15 protein-coding genes are annotated in these 19,549 nt (G+C 67.4%); 4 read left to right on the forward strand and 11 right to left on the reverse strand.

Annotated features, from left to right (window positions below):
- Positions 1–13: 13 nt before the first annotated feature.
- The 5 genes from AC1DCJ_RS04090 to AC1DCJ_RS04110 form a co-directional block, all read right to left on the reverse strand.
- Positions 14–1,195: a cystathionine gamma-synthase gene (locus AC1DCJ_RS04090; RefSeq protein ID WP_478070185.1), complete on the reverse strand. Its 1,182-nt coding sequence runs from the start codon at positions 1,193–1,195 to the stop codon at positions 14–16.
- A gap of 130 nt (positions 1,196–1,325) precedes the next feature.
- Positions 1,326–2,696: a pyridoxal-phosphate dependent enzyme gene (locus AC1DCJ_RS04095; RefSeq protein ID WP_038690651.1), complete on the reverse strand. Its 1,371-nt coding sequence runs from the start codon at positions 2,694–2,696 to the stop codon at positions 1,326–1,328.
- A 201-nt stretch (positions 2,697–2,897) separates the two neighbouring features.
- Complete coding sequence (locus tag AC1DCJ_RS04100; protein WP_038690653.1) at positions 2,898–3,116, reverse strand: HP1242/YdcH family protein; 219 nt, start codon at positions 3,114–3,116, stop codon at positions 2,898–2,900.
- A gap of 393 nt (positions 3,117–3,509) precedes the next feature.
- A complete protein-coding gene (locus AC1DCJ_RS04105; protein ID WP_478070186.1) occupies positions 3,510–4,421 on the reverse strand; it encodes a hypothetical protein in 912 nt (303 codons plus the stop codon).
- Positions 4,421–4,762 carry a DUF4398 domain-containing protein gene (locus tag AC1DCJ_RS04110; protein WP_051598900.1) on the reverse strand — a complete coding sequence of 114 codons (342 nt, stop codon included), beginning with the start codon at positions 4,760–4,762 and terminating at the stop codon, positions 4,421–4,423. Before AC1DCJ_RS04110 ends, AC1DCJ_RS04105 begins: the two co-directional genes overlap by 1 nt.
- A gap of 154 nt (positions 4,763–4,916) precedes the next feature.
- Between AC1DCJ_RS04110 and AC1DCJ_RS04115 the strand changes: the two genes are divergently transcribed.
- Positions 4,917–6,050 carry a PilT/PilU family type 4a pilus ATPase gene (locus AC1DCJ_RS04115; RefSeq protein WP_478070187.1) on the forward strand — a complete coding sequence of 378 codons (1,134 nt, stop codon included), beginning with the start codon at positions 4,917–4,919 and terminating at the stop codon, positions 6,048–6,050.
- A 154-nt stretch (positions 6,051–6,204) separates the two neighbouring features.
- On the opposite strand, the gene maiA is transcribed toward AC1DCJ_RS04115, so the two are convergent.
- Positions 6,205–6,882, reverse strand: a complete 678-nt coding sequence (gene maiA, locus AC1DCJ_RS04120; RefSeq protein ID WP_320491476.1) for a maleylacetoacetate isomerase — start codon at positions 6,880–6,882, stop codon at positions 6,205–6,207.
- On the reverse strand, positions 6,879–7,868 hold the full coding sequence (locus AC1DCJ_RS04125) for a fumarylacetoacetate hydrolase family protein (RefSeq protein WP_038690660.1): 990 nt from the start codon (positions 7,866–7,868) through the stop codon (positions 6,879–6,881). The genes maiA and AC1DCJ_RS04125 overlap by 4 nt, the downstream gene beginning before the upstream one ends.
- A gap of 733 nt (positions 7,869–8,601) precedes the next feature.
- Here AC1DCJ_RS04125 and AC1DCJ_RS04130 point away from each other — a divergent pair.
- Positions 8,602–10,005, forward strand: coding sequence for a DEAD/DEAH box helicase (locus tag AC1DCJ_RS04130; RefSeq protein ID WP_137191131.1), 1,404 nt, complete (start codon positions 8,602–8,604; stop codon positions 10,003–10,005).
- A 633-nt stretch (positions 10,006–10,638) separates the two neighbouring features.
- Here AC1DCJ_RS04130 and AC1DCJ_RS04135 read toward each other — a convergent pair.
- Positions 10,639–13,221, reverse strand: a complete 2,583-nt coding sequence (locus AC1DCJ_RS04135; RefSeq protein WP_478070188.1) for a M14 family zinc carboxypeptidase — start codon at positions 13,219–13,221, stop codon at positions 10,639–10,641.
- Positions 13,222–13,330: 109 nt separating this feature from the next.
- Complete coding sequence (locus AC1DCJ_RS04140; protein ID WP_478070267.1) at positions 13,331–15,976, reverse strand: TonB-dependent receptor; 2,646 nt, start codon at positions 15,974–15,976, stop codon at positions 13,331–13,333.
- A gap of 188 nt (positions 15,977–16,164) precedes the next feature.
- Between AC1DCJ_RS04140 and queD the strand changes: the two genes are divergently transcribed.
- Together queD and AC1DCJ_RS04150 are read left to right on the forward strand one after the other, a co-directional pair.
- Entirely contained in the window at positions 16,165–16,518 is a 354-nt protein-coding gene (gene queD, locus AC1DCJ_RS04145; RefSeq protein ID WP_038690662.1) for a 6-carboxytetrahydropterin synthase QueD, read from the forward strand.
- Between the two features lie 186 nt (positions 16,519–16,704).
- On the forward strand, positions 16,705–17,061 hold the full coding sequence (locus AC1DCJ_RS04150) for a phasin family protein (protein ID WP_137191133.1): 357 nt from the start codon (positions 16,705–16,707) through the stop codon (positions 17,059–17,061).
- A 179-nt stretch (positions 17,062–17,240) separates the two neighbouring features.
- Here the strand turns inward: AC1DCJ_RS04150 and AC1DCJ_RS04155 are convergent, their stop codons facing one another.
- Entirely contained in the window at positions 17,241–18,725 is a 1,485-nt protein-coding gene (locus AC1DCJ_RS04155; protein WP_478070189.1) for a sensor histidine kinase, read from the reverse strand.
- Positions 18,722–19,441 (reverse strand): response regulator transcription factor, encoded by a 720-nt coding sequence (locus AC1DCJ_RS04160; RefSeq protein WP_428712534.1) that lies wholly within the window; start codon positions 19,439–19,441, stop codon positions 18,722–18,724. The genes AC1DCJ_RS04155 and AC1DCJ_RS04160 overlap by 4 nt, the downstream gene beginning before the upstream one ends.
- Between the last annotated feature and the right edge of the window lie 108 nt (positions 19,442–19,549).

A 19,549-nucleotide genomic window follows, 5' to 3' on the forward strand; every position in this document is an offset into this window, starting at 1 on the left:
GGGCGGGGCGTGCTCACGAAAGCGCACCTTCCAGATCCACCTGCAGATCCCCCAGCTCCTCCACGCCCACGCTCAGCCGCACCAGCGCATCGCTGATGCCCAGCTGGGCGCGGCGTTCCACCGGGATCGAGGCATGGGTCATCACTGCCGGGTGGTTGACCAGGCTTTCCACGCCGCCGAGCGACTCGGCCAGGGTGAACAGTTCGGTCTTCTCGCAGAAGCGCTTGGCCGCCTCGAAACCGCCCTTGAGGACGATCGAGACAATGCCACCGTAGCCGTTCATCTGGCGCGTGGCCAGCTCATGCTGCGGGTGCGAGGCCAAGCCGGGGTAGATCACTTTCTCTACCGCCGGGTGGGTCTCCAGCCACTGGGCCAGGGCCAGCGCGTTGGCGCAGTGGGCCTTCATGCGCAACGGCAGCGTCTTCAGGCCACGCAGGGCCAGGAAGCTGTCGAACGGGCCCTGCACGCCCCCGATGGAGTTCTGCAGGAAGGCCATCTGTTCGGCCAGCTCGGCGTTGTCGCCCACCACCACCATGCCGCCGACCATGTCCGAGTGCCCGTTGAGGTACTTGGTGGCCGAGTGCAGGACCAGGTCCGCGCCCAGTTCCAGCGGGCGCTGCAGCATCGGCGAGGCGAAGGTGTTGTCCACCACCACGACCAGGCCGTGGCGCTTGGCGATGGCGGCCACCGCGGCGATGTCCACGATCTTCAGCATCGGGTTGGTCGGGGTTTCGATCCAGACCATCTTGGTCTGCGGGGTGATCGAGGCCTCGAACGCGGCCAGGTCGGTCAGGTCGACGAAGCTGAACTGCAGGTTGGCGGTGCGCTTCCGCACGCGCTCGAACAGGCGGAAGGTGCCGCCGTAGATGTCATCCATCGCCACGACGTGGCTGCCGGCGTCCAGCAGCTCCATCACGGTGGAGCTGGCGGCCATGCCCGAGGCGAACGCGAAGCCGCGGCTGCCGCCTTCCAGGGAGGCCACGCAGCGCTCGTAGGCGAAGCGGGTCGGGTTGTGAGTACGCGAGTACTCGAAGCCCTGGTGTTCACCGGGGCTGGACTGGGCGTAGGTGGAGGTCGCGTAGATCGGCGGCATCACTGCGCCGGTGCTCGGATCCGGCGACTGTCCGCCGTGGATGGCCAGGGTAGCCAGGGCAAGCGCACGGTTGCCGTGCCCGGAGGAAGCGTGGTCGGACATGTTGTTTCCCAGCAAGGAGAGCCCCGGTGGGGGCTCCCGCAAAAGGAGCGGAAGTCTATCAGCGGCGGCTTAATCGGCCGTTGACGCGGATAAACGCAGATTCAGAGCAGCGGCGGCCGGGGCCAGGCGCTTACTGAACGCGGCGACGCAGGTAGTTCAGCAGGTCGATGCGGGTGATCAGGCCCAGGAACGTGCCGCCGTCCATGACGATGGCCACCTGGCCCCGGTCGAACACCGGCAGCAGCGCCTCGATCGGGGACTTCACGTCCAGCCGGTCCAGCTTGCTGACCATGGCCGTGGCCACCGGGTCGCGGAAGCGGGCTTCATCGCCATATACGTGCAGCAGCACGTCGCTTTCATCCACGATGCCCACCAGCTGGTCGCCGTCCATCACCGGCAGCTGCGACACGTCGTACAGCTTCATGCGCTGGTAGGCGGTGGTCAGCAGGTCGTTCGGGCCGATCACGACAGTGTCGCGCTGGCCGTACGGGCGCAGGATCAGGTCGCGCAGGTCGCCGCTCTGCGGGCGCTCCAGGAAGCCGTTGTCCAGCATCCAGTAGTCGTTGTACATCTTGGACAGGTACTTGTTGCCGGTGTCGCAGACCAGCACCAGCACCTTCTTCGGGGTGGTCTGCTCTTTGCAGTACTTCAGCGCCGCCGCCAGCAGGGTGCCGGTAGAGGACCCGCCCAGGATGCCTTCCTTGCCCAGCAGCTCGCGCGCGGTGTGGAAGCTCTCCGCATCGGTGATGGCATAGGCCTTGGTGACCCGGCTGAAATCGGCAATGGAGGGCAGGAAGTCTTCGCCGATGCCTTCCACCAGCCAGCTGCCCGACTTGTCGTTGAGCACGCCGTCGTTGATGTACTCGGCCAGGATCGAGCCGACCGGGTCGGCCAGGACCAGCTCGGTCTTCGGCGAGGCGCTGGCGAAGGCGCGGGACAGGCCGGTCATGGTGCCCGAGCTGCCGCAGCCGAACACGATCGCGTCCAGGTCGCCGTCCATCTGTTCCAGGATCTCCGGGCCGGTGCCGAACTCATGGGCGGCCGGGTTGTCCGGGTTGCCGAACTGGTTGATGAAGTACGCGCCGGGGGTTTCCTCGGCCACGCGCTTGGCCATGTCCTGGTAGTACTCCGGGTGGCCCTTGGCCACGTCCGAACGGGTCAGGCGCACTTCGGCGCCCATCGCCTTCAGGTTGAAGATCTTCTCGCGGCTCATCTTGTCGGGCACGACCAGGATCAGCTTGTAGCCCTTCTGCTGGGCCACCAGGGCCAGGCCCAGGCCGGTGTTGCCGGCGGTGCCCTCGACCAGGGTCGCGCCCGGGGTGAGCTCGCCGCGCTTCTCAGCGGCCTCGATCATCGACAGGCCGATGCGGTCCTTGATCGATCCTCCGGGATTGGCGCTCTCCAGCTTCAGGTAGAGCTCGCAGACACCGGTGTCCAGGCGCTGGGCCTTGACGATCGGGGTGTGCCCAATGAGGTCGAGTACGGAGGAGTGGATTGCCATCGGATCACATCGTTCGCGCCGCAATGCGGCCGGACCGGTGATTATCCGACGGTTGACGCGGAAAGTCAGGTTGTGGCGATCAACGGCCGATGCCGGGCTGTCGGCGGCGGAGTGATGCCGGCCGCGACAGCGGAGCGACGCGAACGGCGCCCGTCGACGAGGTGACGGACGCCGCCCGCGGCGTTGGGTCAAAACCTTACATCAATGCATGGGGGAGTCGTACATCCGTTCCAGCTTCTGCTTGGCCAGCAGCTTCTCACGCTTCATCTGGCCCAAGGTGAGATCGTCTATCGGCAGTACACCGAGTTGGGCATCCATGCACTTTTTGTTCAACTTCTGGTGCCGTTCGTAAAGTGCCTTGAATTCCGGATCACGCTTGCGGCGTGCGTCGATCTCGCTCTGGGGCTGACCTTCAAACATGATGAACCTCCTATCGCTGTACGGCAGAAACAAGAACGCCCCGGCCTGACGGCACGGGGCGTTGCTTTTGGGTGGAGCACCTGACGATCACCGCGACCGAACCCGCATGCGCAACCGGGACTGCCCGGACTGCAGACTGCTGTGGTTCGTGCCCTCGGTTCATCGGCCCGGCCCTCCAATCGTCCGGGTCGCGGAAGGCGCCCCGGACAACTGACCCTACGCCTGCCCGAAGGGGTCTTCAAGCGTTTCATCTGAAATTTTCGATGCGCTCCAGCCGGGGTTCAGGCTGAACGCGCACTTCAACGAAAATTAAACAAAAACAGCAAGTTGCGTCATGACCAACGGTCATGACCGACCGTTGCCGGCGACCTACGGTGACCCCGCAGACCCGGCTCAGGGGGCGATGATGACCTCGGCCGAACGCGCCTTGGTGGCCGCGGCCTTCTTGCCCGCCACCTGCAGGCGGCTGGCGCTGACGCCGGCGGCCACCAGGGCGTCGCGCAGGGCCTGGGCGCGCTGGTCGCCCACCCCGGCCGCGGCGTCATAGGCCTCGATCCGGACCCGGCCCTTCTTGCCGATGTTCAGGTACTCGGCCAGTGCCTTGGCCTGGCCCTTGGCGCCACCGGACAGGCTGCCCTTGCCGGCCGCGAAGGCGTCGCCATTGAAGGTGAACACCTCGCCGCGGCTGTCGAACTTCGACCCCGGCAGCTTGCTGCCCGAGACCAGTTCGGCTTCCTCGCGGGCCAGCTTGGCCGCGCTCTGCTGGGCCGCGCTCAGGCGGGCGGTCTGCTTGCCGGCCACGCTGGTCAGCGCCGTTTCGGCGTCCTGGCGGGCCAGGGCCTCCTGCTCGGCCGACTGGCGCAGGCGCTCGGTTTCCTCGGCCTGGATCTGCGCCTGCACGCGCAGCCTCTCGGTTTCCTGCCGGGCGCGCTGGGCGTCGCGGCGGCTGGCTTCGATCAGCAGCTCGCTGCGGGTACGTTCCAGCTGGTCCACCTCGCGCTGGGCCAGGGCCGCACGCACGCTGGTTTCGGCGATCTCGACCCGGCGTTCGGCCAGGTAACGGGCCTGGTCCAGGTCGCGGCGCTTGGCCTTGGCCAGGTCGGCCACGGCCTGCTGGGCCTGCAGGCGCTCGAAGGCAGCCAGCTGCGAGGCGTCGGGATTGGCCTGCATGGCCATCAGGCGCTGGGTCAGCTGGGCCACGGCCGGGTCTTCGGCGGCCTGGGCCAGCAGCGGCAGGGCCAGGCCGGCGGCCAGCACCAGGGTGGACGCGCGCAGGGTGCGGGACTTCTTCGGCGCGACGGTCATCAACGGTTCTCCCCGGTGGCGAGCTGGCGTTGCAGCTGGGTCACTTCATTGCGACGCAGCTGCAGCTGGGCGGTGGCGGTGGCTTCTTCGCTGCGGGCGCGCGCCAGGTCGGCGTCCACGGTGGCGCGCACGGCCAGGGCCGGGGCGTTCTTGCGCTCGCGGCGGTCGCCGGCGGCGCGCTGGGCCTGTTCCAGGCCTTGGCGGGCCACGGCGATCAGATCCGGGGCGTACTGGTCGGCATCGGCCTGGGTGGCCTTGTCCACCGCCTGCCGGGCCTGCATCAGTTCCAGGGCGCCGTCCTGGGCCTGGGCGGCGCCTGCGAGCGCGAATGTGCACGCCATCACGCAAACAATCATGACCACCGACGGGATACGTCGTATTTGTGCGAAGCTATTCATTGGGGGTGCCGTCGCCAGAAGTAGGAGCGCGGCCATTGTCGGAAGCCTGCGGCGTGCTTGCAATGGCACGCGGCCGATTGTTGGGGAAACATTTCGCATGGATATCGGCTATTTCCTGAAGCTGATGACCGAAAAGAACGCGTCGGACATGTTCTTGACCACCGGCGCCCCGGTCTACATCAAGATCGAGGGCAAGCTGTACCCGTTGGGGAACACCGGCTTGCCCCCGGGCATGGTCAAGAAAATCGCCTACTCGCTGATGGACGAGGGCCAGGTGCCCGAGTTCGAGCGCGAGCTGGAGCTGAACATGGCCATCGCCCTGGCCGAGGCGGGGCGTTTCCGCGTCAACGTGTTCAAGCAGCGCGGCGAGGTCGGCATGGTGATCCGTGCGATCCGCAGCAAGATCCCCAGCATCGAAGAGCTCAACCTGCCGCAGGTGCTCAAGGACGTCATCATGACCCCGCGCGGGCTGGTGCTGGTGGTGGGCTCGACCGGTTCGGGCAAGTCCACCTCGCTGGCGTCGATGATCGACCACCGCAACAGCACCACCACCGGTCACATCCTCACCATCGAGGATCCGATCGAGTACCTGCACAAGCACAAGATGTCCATCGTCAACCAGCGCGAGGTGGGGCTGGATACGCACGCCTTCCACAACGCACTGAAGAACGCGATGCGTGAAGCGCCGGACGTGATCCTGATCGGCGAAATCCTGGATGCCGAAACGATGGAGGCGGCCATCGCCTTCGCCGAGACCGGGCACCTGTGCCTGGCCACGCTGCACTCCAACAACGCCGACCAGACCATCGAGCGCATCCTCAACTTCTTCCCGGAAAGCGCGCACCGCAACGTGCTGATGAACCTGTCGCTGAACCTACGCGCGGTGGTGTCCCAGCGCCTGGTGAAGGGCAAGGACGGGCGCCGCCTGCCGGCCACCGAGGTGTTGATCAACACCCCGATGATCCGCGACCTGCTGCGCCGCGGCCAGGTGCACGAGATCAAGGCAGCGATGGAAGCCTCGCTGGAAGAAGGCATGGAGAGCTTCGACCAGTGCCTGTTCCGGATGGCCAAGAACGACATCATCGAGCAGGAGGAAGCGCTGCGCGCGGCCGACTCGCGCGATGGCCTGGCGCTGAAGTTCCGCCTGTCCGAAGGCGGCAGCGGCGAGCACGATCCGTACGCGGATTTCTCGGCCAACAGCGCACCGGCGTCGATCACCCACGGGTTCTGATGCGCGGGTGATGCGGCGCATCGACCAACGGTCGATGCCTACCGGTTCCGATCGCGGGTGACGCCGCATCGACCCAACCGGTCCCACGGTAGGCCCCCACCGTTGGTGGGGGCCTGCACCACGGCGCATCGACCATCGATCGATGCGTGCCGGCTCACCCCGCGTCGATCTGGTTTTCCGGGCGGGCCGCATCGAAGGCCGGCAGTGCCAGGCAGGCCGCGTCGATCCGGACCAGGGTCGGGTACGCGTCCAGGTCCAGGTTGAAGCGGCGCGCGTTGTAGAGCTGCGGCACCAGGCAGCAGTCGGCCAAGGTCGGGCTGTCGCCATGGCAGAACCGGCCGGTGTCCACCGATTCGACCAGCAGCCGCTCCATCGCCTCGAACCCGACCCGCATCCAATGCCGGGTCCAGTCGTCGCGCTCAGGCTGCGGCACGCTCCAGGTATCGCTGAAGAACTGCATCACCCGCAGATTGTTGAGCGGGTGGATGTCGCAGGCCACCAGTTGCGCCAGCGCGCGCACCCGCGCACGCCCGGGTGCATCGTCGGGCAGCAGCGCCGGCAGCGGGAACACCTCGTCCAGGTACTCCAGGATCGCCATCGACTGGTGCAGCACCTGCCCGTCATGGCGCAGCGTGGGCACCAGCTCCTGCGGGTTGAGCGCCGCATAGGCCTCGCTGTGCTGCTGGCCGCCATCGCGGACCAGGTGCACCGGGGTGATCCGGTGCGCCAGCTGCTTGAGGTTCAGCCCGATCCGCACGCGGTAGGCCGCGCTGGACCGCCAGTAGCTGAACAGTTCGAGGGCGGCATCGGCGCTGGCGGCGGTGGCGTTCAGGGCTTGGCGGCCTGTTCGATGCGCTGTTCGATGGCGCCGAAGATGCTCTCACCGGCCGCGTCCAGCATCTCGATGCGGACCACGTCGCCGAAGGACATGAACGGCGTGCTCGGCTTGCCATCGCGCAGGGTTTCCACCGTGCGCAGCTCGGCAAAACAGGAGGCGCCCTTGCTGGTGTCCTCGTTGGCGATGGTGCCCGAGCCGACGATCGCACCGGCGCCCAGCGGGCGGGTCTTGGCGGCGTGCGCGACCAGCTGGGCAAAGTTGAACTGCATGTCCACGCCCGCTTCCGGGGCGCCGAACCAGGCACCATTGATGTGGGTCAGCAGCGGCAGGTGCACCTTGCTGTCCTGCCAGGCGTCGCCCAGCTCGTCGGGGGTGACGAACACCGGCGACAGCGCCGAGCGCGGCTTGGACTGCAGGAAGCCGAAGCCCTTGGCCAGCTCGCCCGGGATCAGGTTGCGCAGCGACACATCGTTGACCAGGCCCACCAGCTGGATGTGGCCGGCGGCCTGTTCGGCGGTGACGGCCATCGGCACGTCGTCGGTGATCACCACGATCTCCGCTTCCAGGTCGATGCCGTATTCCTCGCTGACCACCTTCACCGCATCACGCGGGCCGTGGAAGCCGGCGCTGGTGGCCTGGTACATCAGCGGGTCGGTGTAGAAGCTTTCCGGCACCTCGGCACCGCGGGCGCGGCGGACGCGCTCGACGTGCGGCAGGTACGCGCTGCCATCCACGAACTCGTAGGACCGCGGCAGCGGCGCGGCCAGCGCCTGCAGGTCGATGTCGAAGACGCCGTCGGCGCTGCCATCGTTGAGCGACTCGTACAAGGCGTTCAGGCGCGGCGCCAGGTGGCTCCAGTCTTCCAGCGCCTGCTGCAGGGTGGCGGCGATGCCGGTGGCGCGCGCGCCGTGGCGCAGGTCGCGCGAGACCACGATCAGGGTGCCGTCACGGCCGCCTTCCTTCAAAGAACCAAGCTTCATGGGTGGGTATCCGGGATCGCGAAAAATAGGTTTCGAGTGTAACCAAAATTGTCGCACCACCAAGCTGCAACGCGACATCCCACCCTACCGCACGTCACGCGCCCACCCAACCAACATCCTCGGCCCCCACCTCCCTCTCCCGCGAATCTCTCTATCCCTATGCCCACCCCTTTACCTATCCCTATCCCTTTACCTAATGCCTTTACGTCTGCTTCTGCCTCGGCCCCAAACGCAACGCCCACGCCATGTCAGGAGGAGGCGGGGTGGGTCCGGTTGCAGGGGCGTGAGCGCCATGGATGGCGCGACCGAGCTTACAGGGACGTACTTGCAGCGTCCCCTGCAACCGGACCCACCCCGCCCCCCCCCCGCACACCCGCGCCGTTGCCGTTGCCGTTGCCGTTGCTGTGGCCGTTGCAGCCCCCCGGGCGCAGCGCGCCCCCACTCCCAACCTGAACAGGCCAATTTGGTACGGATCTCAAACATCCGCTAGACTATGCGGGTCTGCAGCGGCCGTCCGTTTCCCTTCGGGATCGCCGGCGATATGGATCATCGATCCGTCGCCCGCCCCCACTCCGACGCCATTCGTCATGCATTCCAGTCTGCGCACCGCGCCGGCTGCACCCAATTCTCGCAGCGCGGTTTACGGGAACGCTCCGAGTCAGCCGATCACCTTGATCTGCCTCGCGTCCGGCCATTCGGCCTGGCGTTACTTTGTCTTTGGAGCTTCCACCCGATGTCTTTTGAATCCTTGGGCCTTGCCCCGTTCCTGCTGCGCGCGTTGGCCGAGCAGGGCTACGAAACCCCCACCCCGATCCAGGAGCAGGCCATCCCGCTCGCCCTGGAAGGCCGCGACCTGCTGGCCGGCGCACAGACCGGTACCGGCAAGACAGCCGCGTTCGGCCTGCCGCTGCTGCAGCACCTGGGCACCAACCCGCAGGCCGTTGATGGCCCGCGCCGTCCGCGTGCGCTGGTGCTGACCCCGACCCGCGAGCTGGCCACCCAGGTGCATGACAGCCTGCGCGGCTACAGCAAGTACCTGCGCATCCCGAGCGCCTGCATCTACGGCGGCGTCGGCATGGGCAACCAGTTCGACGTGCTGCGCCGTGGCGTGGACCTGCTGGTCGCCTGCCCGGGCCGCCTGATCGATCACATCGAGCGTCGCAGCGTCGACCTCTCCGGCATCGAAATCCTGGTGCTGGACGAAGCCGACCGCATGCTCGACATGGGCTTCCTGCCGTCGATCAAGAAGATCCTCGCCAAGCTGCCGCGTCAGAACCGCCAGACCCTGCTGTTCTCGGCGACCTTCGAAGAGAGCATCAAGCAGCTGGCGCTGGAGTTCATGCGCAACCCGGAGCAGATCCAGGTCACGCCGAAGAACACCGTTGCCGAGAACATCAGCCACCGCGTGCACCCGGTCGATGGCCCGCGCAAGCGCGAGCTGTTGCTGCACCTGCTGGCCCAGGACAGCCGTGAGCAGACCCTGGTGTTCGGCCGTACCAAGCACGGCTGCGACAAGCTGGCCATGTTCCTGGACAAGTCGGGCATCAAGACCGCGGCGATCCACGGCAACAAGAGCCAGGGCCAGCGCCTGCGTGCGCTGGGTGACTTCAAGGCCGGCCGCGTGACCGTGCTGGTGGCCACCGACATCGCCGCGCGCGGCATCGACATCAACGAGCTGCCGAAGGTCATCAACTATGACCTGCCGATGGTGGCCGAGGATTACGTGCACCGCATCGGCCGTACCGGCCGTAACGGCTCGACCGGCCAGGCGATCTCGCTGGTGGCCCAGGACGAGGCCAAGCTGCTGCGCCAGATCGTGCGCCTGCTCGACAAGGACATGGACATCCGCGACGTGCCCGGCTTCGAGCCGCAGACCCCGATTCGCTGGGGCAACAGCGCGCCGGGCAAGGCCGAACTGCCGGGTGGCGATCGTTCGCCGCGCAAGCACGCACGTCGTCCGCATGCCGAGGCCCCGCGCCACGCCCATGCCGGTCCGAAGAAGACCGGTGGCGGCCAGCGTGATGGCGCCGGCCGCGGCGCCCCGCGTGGCGGCCAGCCGCAGGGCCAGCGCCGTGGCGGTGGCAATGCCGGCGGTGGTGGCCGTGGCCAGGGCGGCGGTGGCGCTCGCGCCAGCTGATCCGTTCGCGGACCGGTGAAACAGACAAGGGCGACGCTTCATGCGTCGCCCTTTTTTTGGTTTGAATCCGGGGGAGGCGTGGCGATCGCCGGCGCGAGCGGATGCCTGCAGCGTAGAGCCGACCGTTGGTCGGCTGCTCTCCGTTCGGACATTGCGATAGCCGACCAACGGTCGGCTCTACCCGGGGAGCATTGCGATAGCCGACCAACGGTCGGCTCTACCTCGGGAGGCGTGGCGATGGCCGGCGCGAGCGGATGGCTGCAGCGTAGAGCCGACCGTTGGTCGGCTGCTCTTCGTTCGGGCATGGCGATAGCCGACCAACGGTCGGCTCTACCTCGGGAGGCGTGGCGATGGCCGGCGCGAGCGGATGCCTGCCGCGTAGAGCCGACCGTTGGTCGGCTGCTCTCCGTTCGGGTATTGCGATAGCCGACCAACGGTCGGCTCTACCTCGGGAGGCGTGGCGATGGCCGGCGCGAGCAGATGCCTGCGGCGTAGAGCCGACCGTTGGTCGGCTGCTCTTCGTTCGGGCATGGCGATAGCCGACCAACGGTCGGCTCTACCTCGGGAGGCGTCGCGATCGCCGGCGCGAGCGGATGCCTGCAGCGTAGAGCCGACCGTTGGTCGGCTCTACCGTCAGCTGCGTTGTTTGGTCGGGTTGAGCTGGTTGCCGAAGAAGATGGCGTTCAACAGCAGGCGCTCGGTGCCGTGCCAGTACTTGCGGTGGGCCGGGTCGTCGGCAAACAGCACCACGTTGCCCTGCCCCTGCGGCGATACCAGCAGCCAGGCCGCACCTGCGACGCGGTTGCGGTTGGTCTCGGACAGGTAGCCGTTGACGCGCGGGGTCTCATCCACGCGGACCACGGTGGAGAACGGGTTGCGGCTGGGCTTGAAGCGGATGCCGTTTTCCTTGTTGATCGCCAGCTGCGTGCGCGGCAGGCCGAAGCCCAGCGGATGGCTGGTATCCACCTGCGCACTGAGGATGTTGCCGCTCACCCGCTCGATGGCAGCAATGTCGCGCTGGTCGCCGAAGGCACGCCGCGCTGCGTCGGGTTCCTTCTCGTCTTCGCCCAGTACTTCATCGGCCAGCTTCTGTTCGATCGCCCAGCGCGCGGCGGTGCCGTAGGTCACCAGCGAACCGCCCGCGTTGATCCAGCGCTTGAGTGCGGCCACCGCTGCCGCGTCCACGCCGGTGTAGGTGCCACCGGCCAGCACGATCGTGGTGTAGCGATCCAGTTCCACCTTGCCGAGCTGGGCCGGATCAAGCTTGCTGGCCGGCAGCTGCACCTGCTGGTCGAGCACGAACCAGGCCGAGCCGATCTCGGTGGCACTGACGCCCTCGCCCATCACCAGCGCCACGGCCGGTTTGCGCAGCGCCTTGACGCTGTCACTGCCCAGGTCGATGCCACTGCGGCTCTGGCCACTGGCCAGCGCCTGCACGCGCACACCGGCAGCACGTGCGGCCTCGTCGACCGCCGCCAGCAGCGCCGCGCCGGCCAGCGGTTGCCCGGCCACCGGAATCACCACGCTGCCGCGTGCGAACGCCTGCTCGCCACCGGCGGTGGCGGCGGTGAACGGCTGGAACGCGGCGCGGGTCAGCAGGCCACGTGCCTGCAGCGCGTATAGCGCGCGGCTGGCGTTGTAGTCGCGCCAGTCCAGCACATAGGCGTAGCCGGCCTGCCCGCCCACTACACCGCCCTGGGCCGGCGCCACCGCGGTTACGCGCTGGCCACCGCCGATACGGCTGCGGCTGCCGGCAAACGCCACGCCGTAGGCCGGTGCGATCGCATAGGAGGTGCTGCCGTAGAACACGTCACCCTTGATCGGCGGCGTGTCGGCAAAGATCGAATGGACCAGCCGGAACTGCGGTTGCGCGGTGGGCACCACGTAGGCGCTGCCCGGCTCGAAGCGCTGCCCCTCCACGGTCACGGCGGTGCTCAAGGCCTCCACCGTGATCTGGTGCTGCAACAGCAGGTCCAACAGCTTGGCGGTCAGCCCCGGATCGTGCGCGTCGCCGAACACAAACGCCTTCACCGGCTGCTGGCCGGCCTGCTTCAGCGCCGACTGGAAGAAGTCCTTCTGCAGTTTGAGCAGGCCATCGCGTTCGGTCACCGCGCCGCGGAGGGTGCCCAGCCCGGTGGCCACCTGGTTGCGGATGGTAAAGGGGAAGGTCAGCAGGCCATTGACCGATTCCTGCACGCGACCGCGCGAACTGGCCTGTTCCACAGTGACGCCGACCGCACCATGGAAATCCGGATAGGTGGAGCCGTACACCGGCGAGAAATTGTCGAAGTTCTCGCCGGTGTAATACAGCGACCCCAGCGCATCCAGCGCCTGCGCGTGATACTTGGCCAGCGTCTTGTTGAAGGCGTACGACGCCGCCGGCAACAGCGGGCTGTGCATGCTCGCCGGCGACGGTTCGAAGTAGTAGGTGCTGTCCTTGCCCATCTCGTGGAAATCGATCTGGACGTTGGGATACCAGCGGTGGAAGTAGGCGATCTTCGGCCGCGTGTCCTGCTGGGTCAGGGCCAGCCAGTCGCGGTTGAGGTCGGTGAAGTAATGGTTGGTACGGCCCTGCGGGAACGGTTCGACATGTTCCTTGTCAGCAGGATCGGCCGAGGCCGGCGAAGACGCATAGGCGTTGTGCCAGCTGGCCGCGCGGTCGCGCCCGTCCGGGTTCTGCGCCGGGTCGAACAGCACCACCGCCTGCTGCAGCCACTGCGCGGTGTCGGCGCTGCGGCTGGCGACCAGGTAGTAGGCGGTGAGCAGCGCGGCTTCGCCGCTGGAGGTTTCATTGCCGTGCACGCTGTAGCCCAGCCACACCACCACCGGGCTGTTGCCGGCCGCGCTCAGCGGCTGGGCCGGATCGGCCAGGGTGACGTGCTGGCGGCGCAGCGTTTCCAGCTGCTGCTGGTTCTGCGCCGAGGTCACCGTGGCGATCACCAGCGGGCGGCCCTCGTAACTGCTGCCGATCTGCTCGACCTTGATCTTGTCCGAGTGTTTGGCCAGTTCGTTGAAGTAGGCCACCAGCTGGTCGTGCCGCGTGTAGCGGCTGCCGATCTCGTAGCCGAGGAACTGCTGCGGGGTGGGAATGGACGGGTCGAACTCGCCGCCCTGCGGGAAGAAATACGCGCTCTGCGCGAACGCTGGCGCGGCCAGCAACCACAACGCACCCAGCAGCCAGGTGATGGGACGTGACACGACACGATGCAAAGACACAGCAGTTCCCCATGAAGCGGGCCGGCCTCTCCGCCGGCCCCGTTTGAATGCGCACGCTCCGGTGCAGCCAGGTGCCGGGCCGGCGCGCGAAGGCGACCGGCCCGCAGGTTCAGAAGCGGTAGTCGAAGCCCACCGTGAAGTAGCGCCCGCGCAGGTCGTATTGGCTGAAGTCGTACGGCGCGCGGATGCCCGGGAAGGACGCGTCGTACGGCGGCTCTTCGTCGGCCAGGTTCTGGATCTTGGCGTACAGGGTCAGCTTCTCCACGCCGGTGTAGGCCAGGTACAGATCGAACTGGCTGTACGCATCCACGCGGTCCTGCACGGCGGTGGCCGCTGCGCTGGCCTTCTGGTCATAGCCGCTGGTGTAGTACCAGGTCAGTGCGGTGCGGAAGTCGCCGTAGCTCCAGTCGAACGTGGTGGTGGCCTTGTTCTTGGGCAGGGTGGCACCGAGGTTGCTGCCGGCGTAGTCCACCAGCGGGCCACCAACCACCGTGGGGCGGCTGTAATTGCGCACGTGGGTGAAGGCGCTGCTGAGCGCGAAGTCACCGGCGCGCGCGGTCGGGAAGCGCTGGCGCAGTTCCACGTCGAAGCCGGAGGTCTTCAGCTCGCTCAGGTTCTGGTAGCGGTTGAACACCGCCAGCAGCTTGCCGCGCTCATCGCGGCTGACCGCACCCGGCACGTTGTCGGTGACCAGGGTCTGGGTGTTGTTGGTGCCCACCAGGTTCTCCAGCTCGATGCGGTAGTAATCCACGCTCAGGCTGGTGTTGGTCCACGGCGAGAGCACGATGCCGGCGTTGAAGCTCTTGGTGCGCTCGGGCTTGAGGTCGTTGTTGCCGACGGTGAAGAAGGTCGGGTTCTGGCGCGAGCCCGGCACGTCCGGGTCGCGCGGATCGATCACGCTGCCGTAGGCGATGCTGGTGCTGTTGGAGTTCTCCGACAGCGACGGCGCACGGAAGCCCTTGGAGGCGGCGGCGCGCACCAGCAGGATGTCCCACGGCTGCCAGCGCAGGCTGAGCTTGGGCGAGAACGCATCGCCGAAATCGCTGTAGTGATCGGCGCGCGCAGCCGCCTGCAGTTCCAGACGCTCGGCCAGCGGCACGTTCACTTCGGCATAGGCCGCGGTGACCTTGCGCTCACCGTGCACCTCGGCGATCGCCGGGCGGATCTGCAGACCCGCGTCGATCTGCCACGGGTTGTTGGAGTCGAGCTTCTCGCGGCGCCATTCGGCACCGGCGGCGAACCCGATCTCACCGGCCCAGGTGTGGCCCAGCGCGCCGGAAATCTTCGCGTCCACGCCCTGCAGCACCGACTCGGCCGGGCGCAGCGTGCTGATGTTGATCGCGTTGAGCACCTCCGGCGCGGTGGCCGACGGGTTGAGCAGGTTGTAGCTGCCGCTGGCCAGCGCATCGGCCAGCGCGTAGCGGTTGGCGAAGCCGCCGGACACGGTCTCGCGCTCGCTGCTGCGTGCGCCGAACGCGCCCACTTCCCAGTCCCAGTTCTGCAGGCTGCCGCGCAGCCCGACCAGGCCACGGTAGGCCTGCGAACGGTTGGTCTTGATGGTCGGGCCGAGGTTGAAGAAGGTGTACTCGATCGGCACGGCGCGGCCGTACGGGTTGTACGGGCTGCTCGCCGGCAGGTTGGACGACACCGGCTCGGCCAGGCCGGTATCGGCGTTGAGCGCGAAGCGGCCGCTTTCCAGGGTGAAGAACGGGCTGCTGCCGAACCAGGACACGCCCTTGATGTCGCTGTAGAGCACCTCGCCGAAGGCTTCGACATTGTCGTTCACCCGGAAGGTGCCGTTGACGTAGGCCTGGTAGCGCTTGGTCGAGGGGATCAGCGTGGTGTACGGCGCCTGGTTGAAACCGCAGGTGTTGCCGGCCAGGCCGTCGATCGGCGCACTGGCGACAAGCGTGGTGCCGTCCGGGCAGTTGCCGCTGGCATCCAGCATCGGCACCGAGGTGCCGTTGACCAGATAGCGCGCGCCCTTGGCCGACCAGCCGTTCCAGCGGCCGCCGGGCTTGTCGGTGTAGATGCCGGACTTGGTCAGGTCACGCTGGTCCTGGTCCAGGCGTTCGCGGTTGTAGCCTTCCAGGCTGACCAGGATGTTGTAGCCGTCCGTGTCCAGGTCGCCGATGCCGCCGATGAACTTCAGGTTCTGCTCGTCCAGCCCGCCCTGGTCGGCGGTGCCCAGGCTGCCGCCGAGTTCGGCGCCTTGGAAGTTCTGCCGGGTGATGATGTTGACCACGCCGGCCACGGCATCCGATCCGTACACCGCCGAGGCGCCGTCCTTGAGCACTTCGATGCGTTCCACGGCCACCAGCGGCAGCGCGTTGAGGTTGACGAAGGTGTCCGACAGGCCACCGGCCGGGAAGCCGTAGTTGGCCAGGCGGCGGCCGTTGAGCAGTACCAGCGTGTTCTTCTGTGACAGGCCGCGCAGGCCGATGCCGGCCGAGCCGGAGGCCCAGCCATTGTTGGTGGTCTCGTTGTTGGCGTTGCCGGTGTTGGCCGAGATCGAGCGCAGCAGGTCGGCGACGGTGGCCTTGCCGGTCTCCTCCAGCTGCTGGCGGTCGATCACCTGGACCGGGTTGGCCGACTCGGTGTCGGTGCGCTTGATGTTGGAGCCGGTGACGCGCACAGCGGCAAGGGTCTTGCTGTCGCCGGCAGCGGCGGCATCGGTGGCGGTATCGGCAAACGCAGGCAAAGGCGTGGCCAGTGCAGCAGACAACGCTGCTACAAGAAGAGTGTGCTTGGGCATGAACTTCAGTGGGGTGGTGGACGACAAGTTCCGCAGTAGTCCATGCCTGGCCATGAACGGGCCAATAACATCTCTTCATACGGATATAAGAGAAACTAACATCTCTTCATCCGGATGGATAGATTTTGTTACAACTGCATCCATGTCCCGCCCCCACGCCGGCATGGGCCGACCGCTACAATGGCGGCATGGAAATCTTCAAAGTCTTTACCCTCGAAGCGGCCCACCGCCTGCCCAACGTGCCGCCGGGCCACAAGTGCGCGCGCCTGCACGGGCACTCGTTCCGGGTGGAACTGAAAGTGGAAGGCGAACCGGGCGAGCAGACCGGCTGGATCATGGACTTCGGCGACGTCAAGGCGGCCTTCCAGCCGATCTACGACCGCCTGGACCACCACTACCTCAACGACATCCCGGGCCTGGAGAATCCGACCAGCGAGCGCCTGGCGATCTGGATCTGGAACGAACTCAAGCCGGCCCTGCCGCAGCTGAGCGAAGTGACCGTCCACGAAACCTGCACCTCCGGCTGCCGCTACCGCGGCTGACCCGGCAGCAGCGCGGTAGAGCCGACCGTTGGTCGGCTCCCGACCCATCATCATCGCCCGCAAGCCTACGCAACCCATTGATTGGAAACCGGTTTAGCTGAAACCGGACCACAACTGGCAACAACATGTTGCAATGCAATATTTTCGGCGTATGCTGCATTGCATCAACGTTCTCGAGCCGCTCCCATGGCGTCCGCGTTCACCGATTCCTTCAGCGACTACACCCGCCAGCTGGCCGCAACGGCCACGCGTGCCAATCGGCTCGCACTGGAAAATGCCGAAAGCATGTTCGGCGTGCAGTTGAAGACGCTGGAAAAGAGCATCACCGCCACCAGCGGGTTCTTCGGTGAAATCGCGCAGTCACAGGAACCCGGCACGCTGTTGCCCAAGGGCGCGCAGCTGGCCCGCGACAACCTCGCCCGTTGGACCCGTGCCCACCAGGACGTGGTCGACCTGGGGCTCAAAGCCTCCGAGGCGTTCAGCGAGCTGGTCCGGGGTCCGTCCGCGGACGCCCCTGCCAAGGCGGGCGCTGCCAAGCGCTGAGCCACACCCGCATCGAATTTGCGTGGGTCCCTCCCCCCACGCAATCCCAGACCCGACAGAACCCTCCCTCTGTCGGGTCTTTTTTTGGGCGCGTTCCGGTGCACCATCGCCACGCGTAGCGCCGGGCTCTGCCCGGCAGGTGCACCGCCCGATCGCAAGCAGCGGGGCAGAGCCCCGCTCTACGGGTGGCCGGCCTTGCCGGCCGCCACGGGCAGCATGAACACGAACAACGCGCCTTCGCGGCTGTCCATCAGGCGAATCTGCCGGTGATGCAACTGCAGGATGCGATGCACGATCAGCAGCCCCAGCCCGCCGCTGTCCGGGCGCGCACTGCCCAGCGCCGGCGGCGTACTGAACAACGACGCGCGGCGCTCGGGCGCGATGCCCGGGCCGGTGTCGGCGATGGCCACCTGCACCTCGCCGTCCTGCGCGCGCAGCACCACCTCGATGCGGCCGCCCTCGGGCGTGTGCCGGATCGCGTTGTCCAGCAGGTTGGTCAGTACCCGCTCGATCAGCCCCAGGTCGGCCACGACCGCCGGCAGCCCCGGCGGAATGTCGGCGGTGAGCGTCTGCCGGCGCGCCTGCGCGGCCAGCTCGAACTTCTGGAACACGTCCTGGACCAGGTCGGGCAGCGAGAACGCCTGCAGGTCCAGGCTGACCCCGCCGTGCTCCAGCCGTGCCAGTTCGAACAGCGCCTGCGCCAGCGCGCCCACCTTGCGGCTCTGCGCCAGCGCGATGCCGAGGTAGCGCTGGCGTTCGTCGGCGCCCAGCGTGGCGTCCTTCAAGGCCAGCGTTTCCAGGTAGCCATGCAGCGACGACAACGGCGTGCGCAGGTCATGGGAGATGTTGGCCACCAGCTCGCGGCGCTGCAGGTCCTGCTCGCGCAGCTGCTGCCATTGTTCGCCCAGGCGCTGGCCCATGTGCCCGAAGCTGTGCTGCAGGATCGCCAGCTCGTCGCGCTCGCCGGCCCGCAGCGGGGTGGGTGGCAGCGGCGTGCCGGCGCCGGCGGCGTCCACGTCGAAGGCTTGGATGCGCCGGGTCAGCTGGCGCAGGGGGCGGGTCACCCAGCGGAACGCGACCACGCCGGCCAGCAGCCCGACCACCGCCACGATGGCGAGCGACCACAGCGTGGTGCGCAGGGTCGCGTTGGCGGCGATGTTGGCCGCCAGCGCCTCGCGTTGTTCGCCCACCAGCACCACGTAGATGTAGCCGGCCTGGCGGCCCTGCACCCACAAGGGCGCGGCATTGAACACCTTGCGGCCGGTCGCGCTGCGCGGGTCGTCGCCGAGGATGGGCAGGGGCTCGTCGTGCAGCAGCGCCTGCACCGGGGCCAGGTCCACACGGTCGCGCTTGAGGTGGCCGTCGGGCGCATCGTGGCCCAGGATGCGGCCCTCATCGTCGAGCAGGTAGACCTCGACACTGGGATTGACCGCCATCAGCTTGCCGAACAGCGCGCGCACTTCGCCGCCGCGCATGCCGCGCGCGTCCATCAGTTCGCCGCTGCGTGCGATGTGCTCGGCCAACCCGCGCGACAGCCGCTGCACCGTTTCCTGTTCGTGCATGGCGGTGCTGCGCATCTGGATCCACAAAAGCGCGCCGCAGCAGGCCAGCAGCAGCGCGCAGAACACCACCGACAGGCGCTGGGACAAGGTCAGGCGGATCATGCGGCGTCCCCGTCGCTGTCGACCAGCTTGTAGCCCCGCCCCCACACCGTCTGGATGCGCTGCGGCGTGGCCGGGTCGCGTTCGATCTTGTTGCGCAGCCGGTTGATGTGGGTGTTGACGGTGTGCTCGTAGCCGTCGTGCTGGTAGCCCCAGACCTGGTTGAGCAGGTCCATGCGCGAATACACCTGCCCGGGGTGCCGGGCAAAGAAATACAGCAGGTCGAATTCGCGCGGGGTCAGTTCCAAGGGGCGGCCTTCCACCTGCGCGGTACGTGCCACCGGGTCGATGCGCAGCCCGGCGACCTCGGTTTCACCGGCGTCGATACGGGCGTTCTGCGCCATGGCCTCCACGCGCCGCAGCAGCGCCTTCACCCGCGCCACCAGTTCCAGCATCGAGAACGGTTTGGCCAGGTAGTCGTCGGCGCCCAGTTCCAGGCCCAGGATGCGATGCACTTCGCTGGCCCGCGCACTGGTGATGATGATCGGCGTATAGCGCGCCATCGCCCGGGCACGCTTGCAGATCTCCAGCCCATCCACGCCCGGCAGCATCAGGTCCAGCACCAGCGCGCTCCACGGCTGCCCTTCAAGCAGGGCCAGGCCCTCGTCGCCGGTGGCGGCGTGGGTGACCTCATAGCCTTCGTCGCGCAGGTGCATGCGCAGCAGGTTGGCGATGTGGACATCGTCTTCGACGATCAGGACACGCTTGGCGCTGCTCATCGGTGCGGGCGGGCCGGTAGGGGGAACAGGCTGCATTGTCGGCCGTTCGGGCCCCGGATGTGTCACGGAAAATTTAACCCTGCGTGAGGATTCGTTGACCGGCCCGGG

The sequence above is a fragment of the Stenotrophomonas sp. 10N36 genome (assembly GCF_056395005.1).

What these genes read in the sequence shown, in the direction of transcription:
- AC1DCJ_RS04090 (WP_478070185.1), bottom strand. Translation starts at nt 1,195, where the DNA reads ATGTCCGACCACGCTTCCTCCGGGCACGGCAACCGTGCGCTTGCCCTG.
- AC1DCJ_RS04095 (WP_038690651.1), bottom strand. Translation starts at nt 2,696, where the DNA reads ATGGCAATCCACTCCTCCGTACTCGACCTCATTGGGCACACCCCGATC.
- AC1DCJ_RS04100 (WP_038690653.1), bottom strand. Translation starts at nt 3,116, where the DNA reads ATGTTTGAAGGTCAGCCCCAGAGCGAGATCGACGCACGCCGCAAGCGT.
- AC1DCJ_RS04105 (WP_478070186.1), bottom strand. Translation starts at nt 4,421, where the DNA reads ATGACCGTCGCGCCGAAGAAGTCCCGCACCCTGCGCGCGTCCACCCTG.
- AC1DCJ_RS04110 (WP_051598900.1), bottom strand. Translation starts at nt 4,762, where the DNA reads ATGGCGTGCACATTCGCGCTCGCAGGCGCCGCCCAGGCCCAGGACGGC.
- AC1DCJ_RS04115 (WP_478070187.1), top strand. Translation starts at nt 4,917, where the DNA reads ATGGATATCGGCTATTTCCTGAAGCTGATGACCGAAAAGAACGCGTCG.
- AC1DCJ_RS04125 (WP_038690660.1), bottom strand. Translation starts at nt 7,868, where the DNA reads ATGAAGCTTGGTTCTTTGAAGGAAGGCGGCCGTGACGGCACCCTGATC.
- AC1DCJ_RS04130 (WP_137191131.1), top strand. Translation starts at nt 8,602, where the DNA reads ATGTCTTTTGAATCCTTGGGCCTTGCCCCGTTCCTGCTGCGCGCGTTG.
- AC1DCJ_RS04140 (WP_478070267.1), bottom strand. Translation starts at nt 15,976, where the DNA reads ATGCCCAAGCACACTCTTCTTGTAGCAGCGTTGTCTGCTGCACTGGCC.
- queD (WP_038690662.1), top strand. Translation starts at nt 16,165, where the DNA reads ATGGAAATCTTCAAAGTCTTTACCCTCGAAGCGGCCCACCGCCTGCCC.
- AC1DCJ_RS04150 (WP_137191133.1), top strand. Translation starts at nt 16,705, where the DNA reads ATGGCGTCCGCGTTCACCGATTCCTTCAGCGACTACACCCGCCAGCTG.
- AC1DCJ_RS04155 (WP_478070189.1), bottom strand. Translation starts at nt 18,725, where the DNA reads ATGATCCGCCTGACCTTGTCCCAGCGCCTGTCGGTGGTGTTCTGCGCG.
- AC1DCJ_RS04160 (WP_428712534.1), bottom strand. Translation starts at nt 19,441, where the DNA reads ATGAGCAGCGCCAAGCGTGTCCTGATCGTCGAAGACGATGTCCACATC.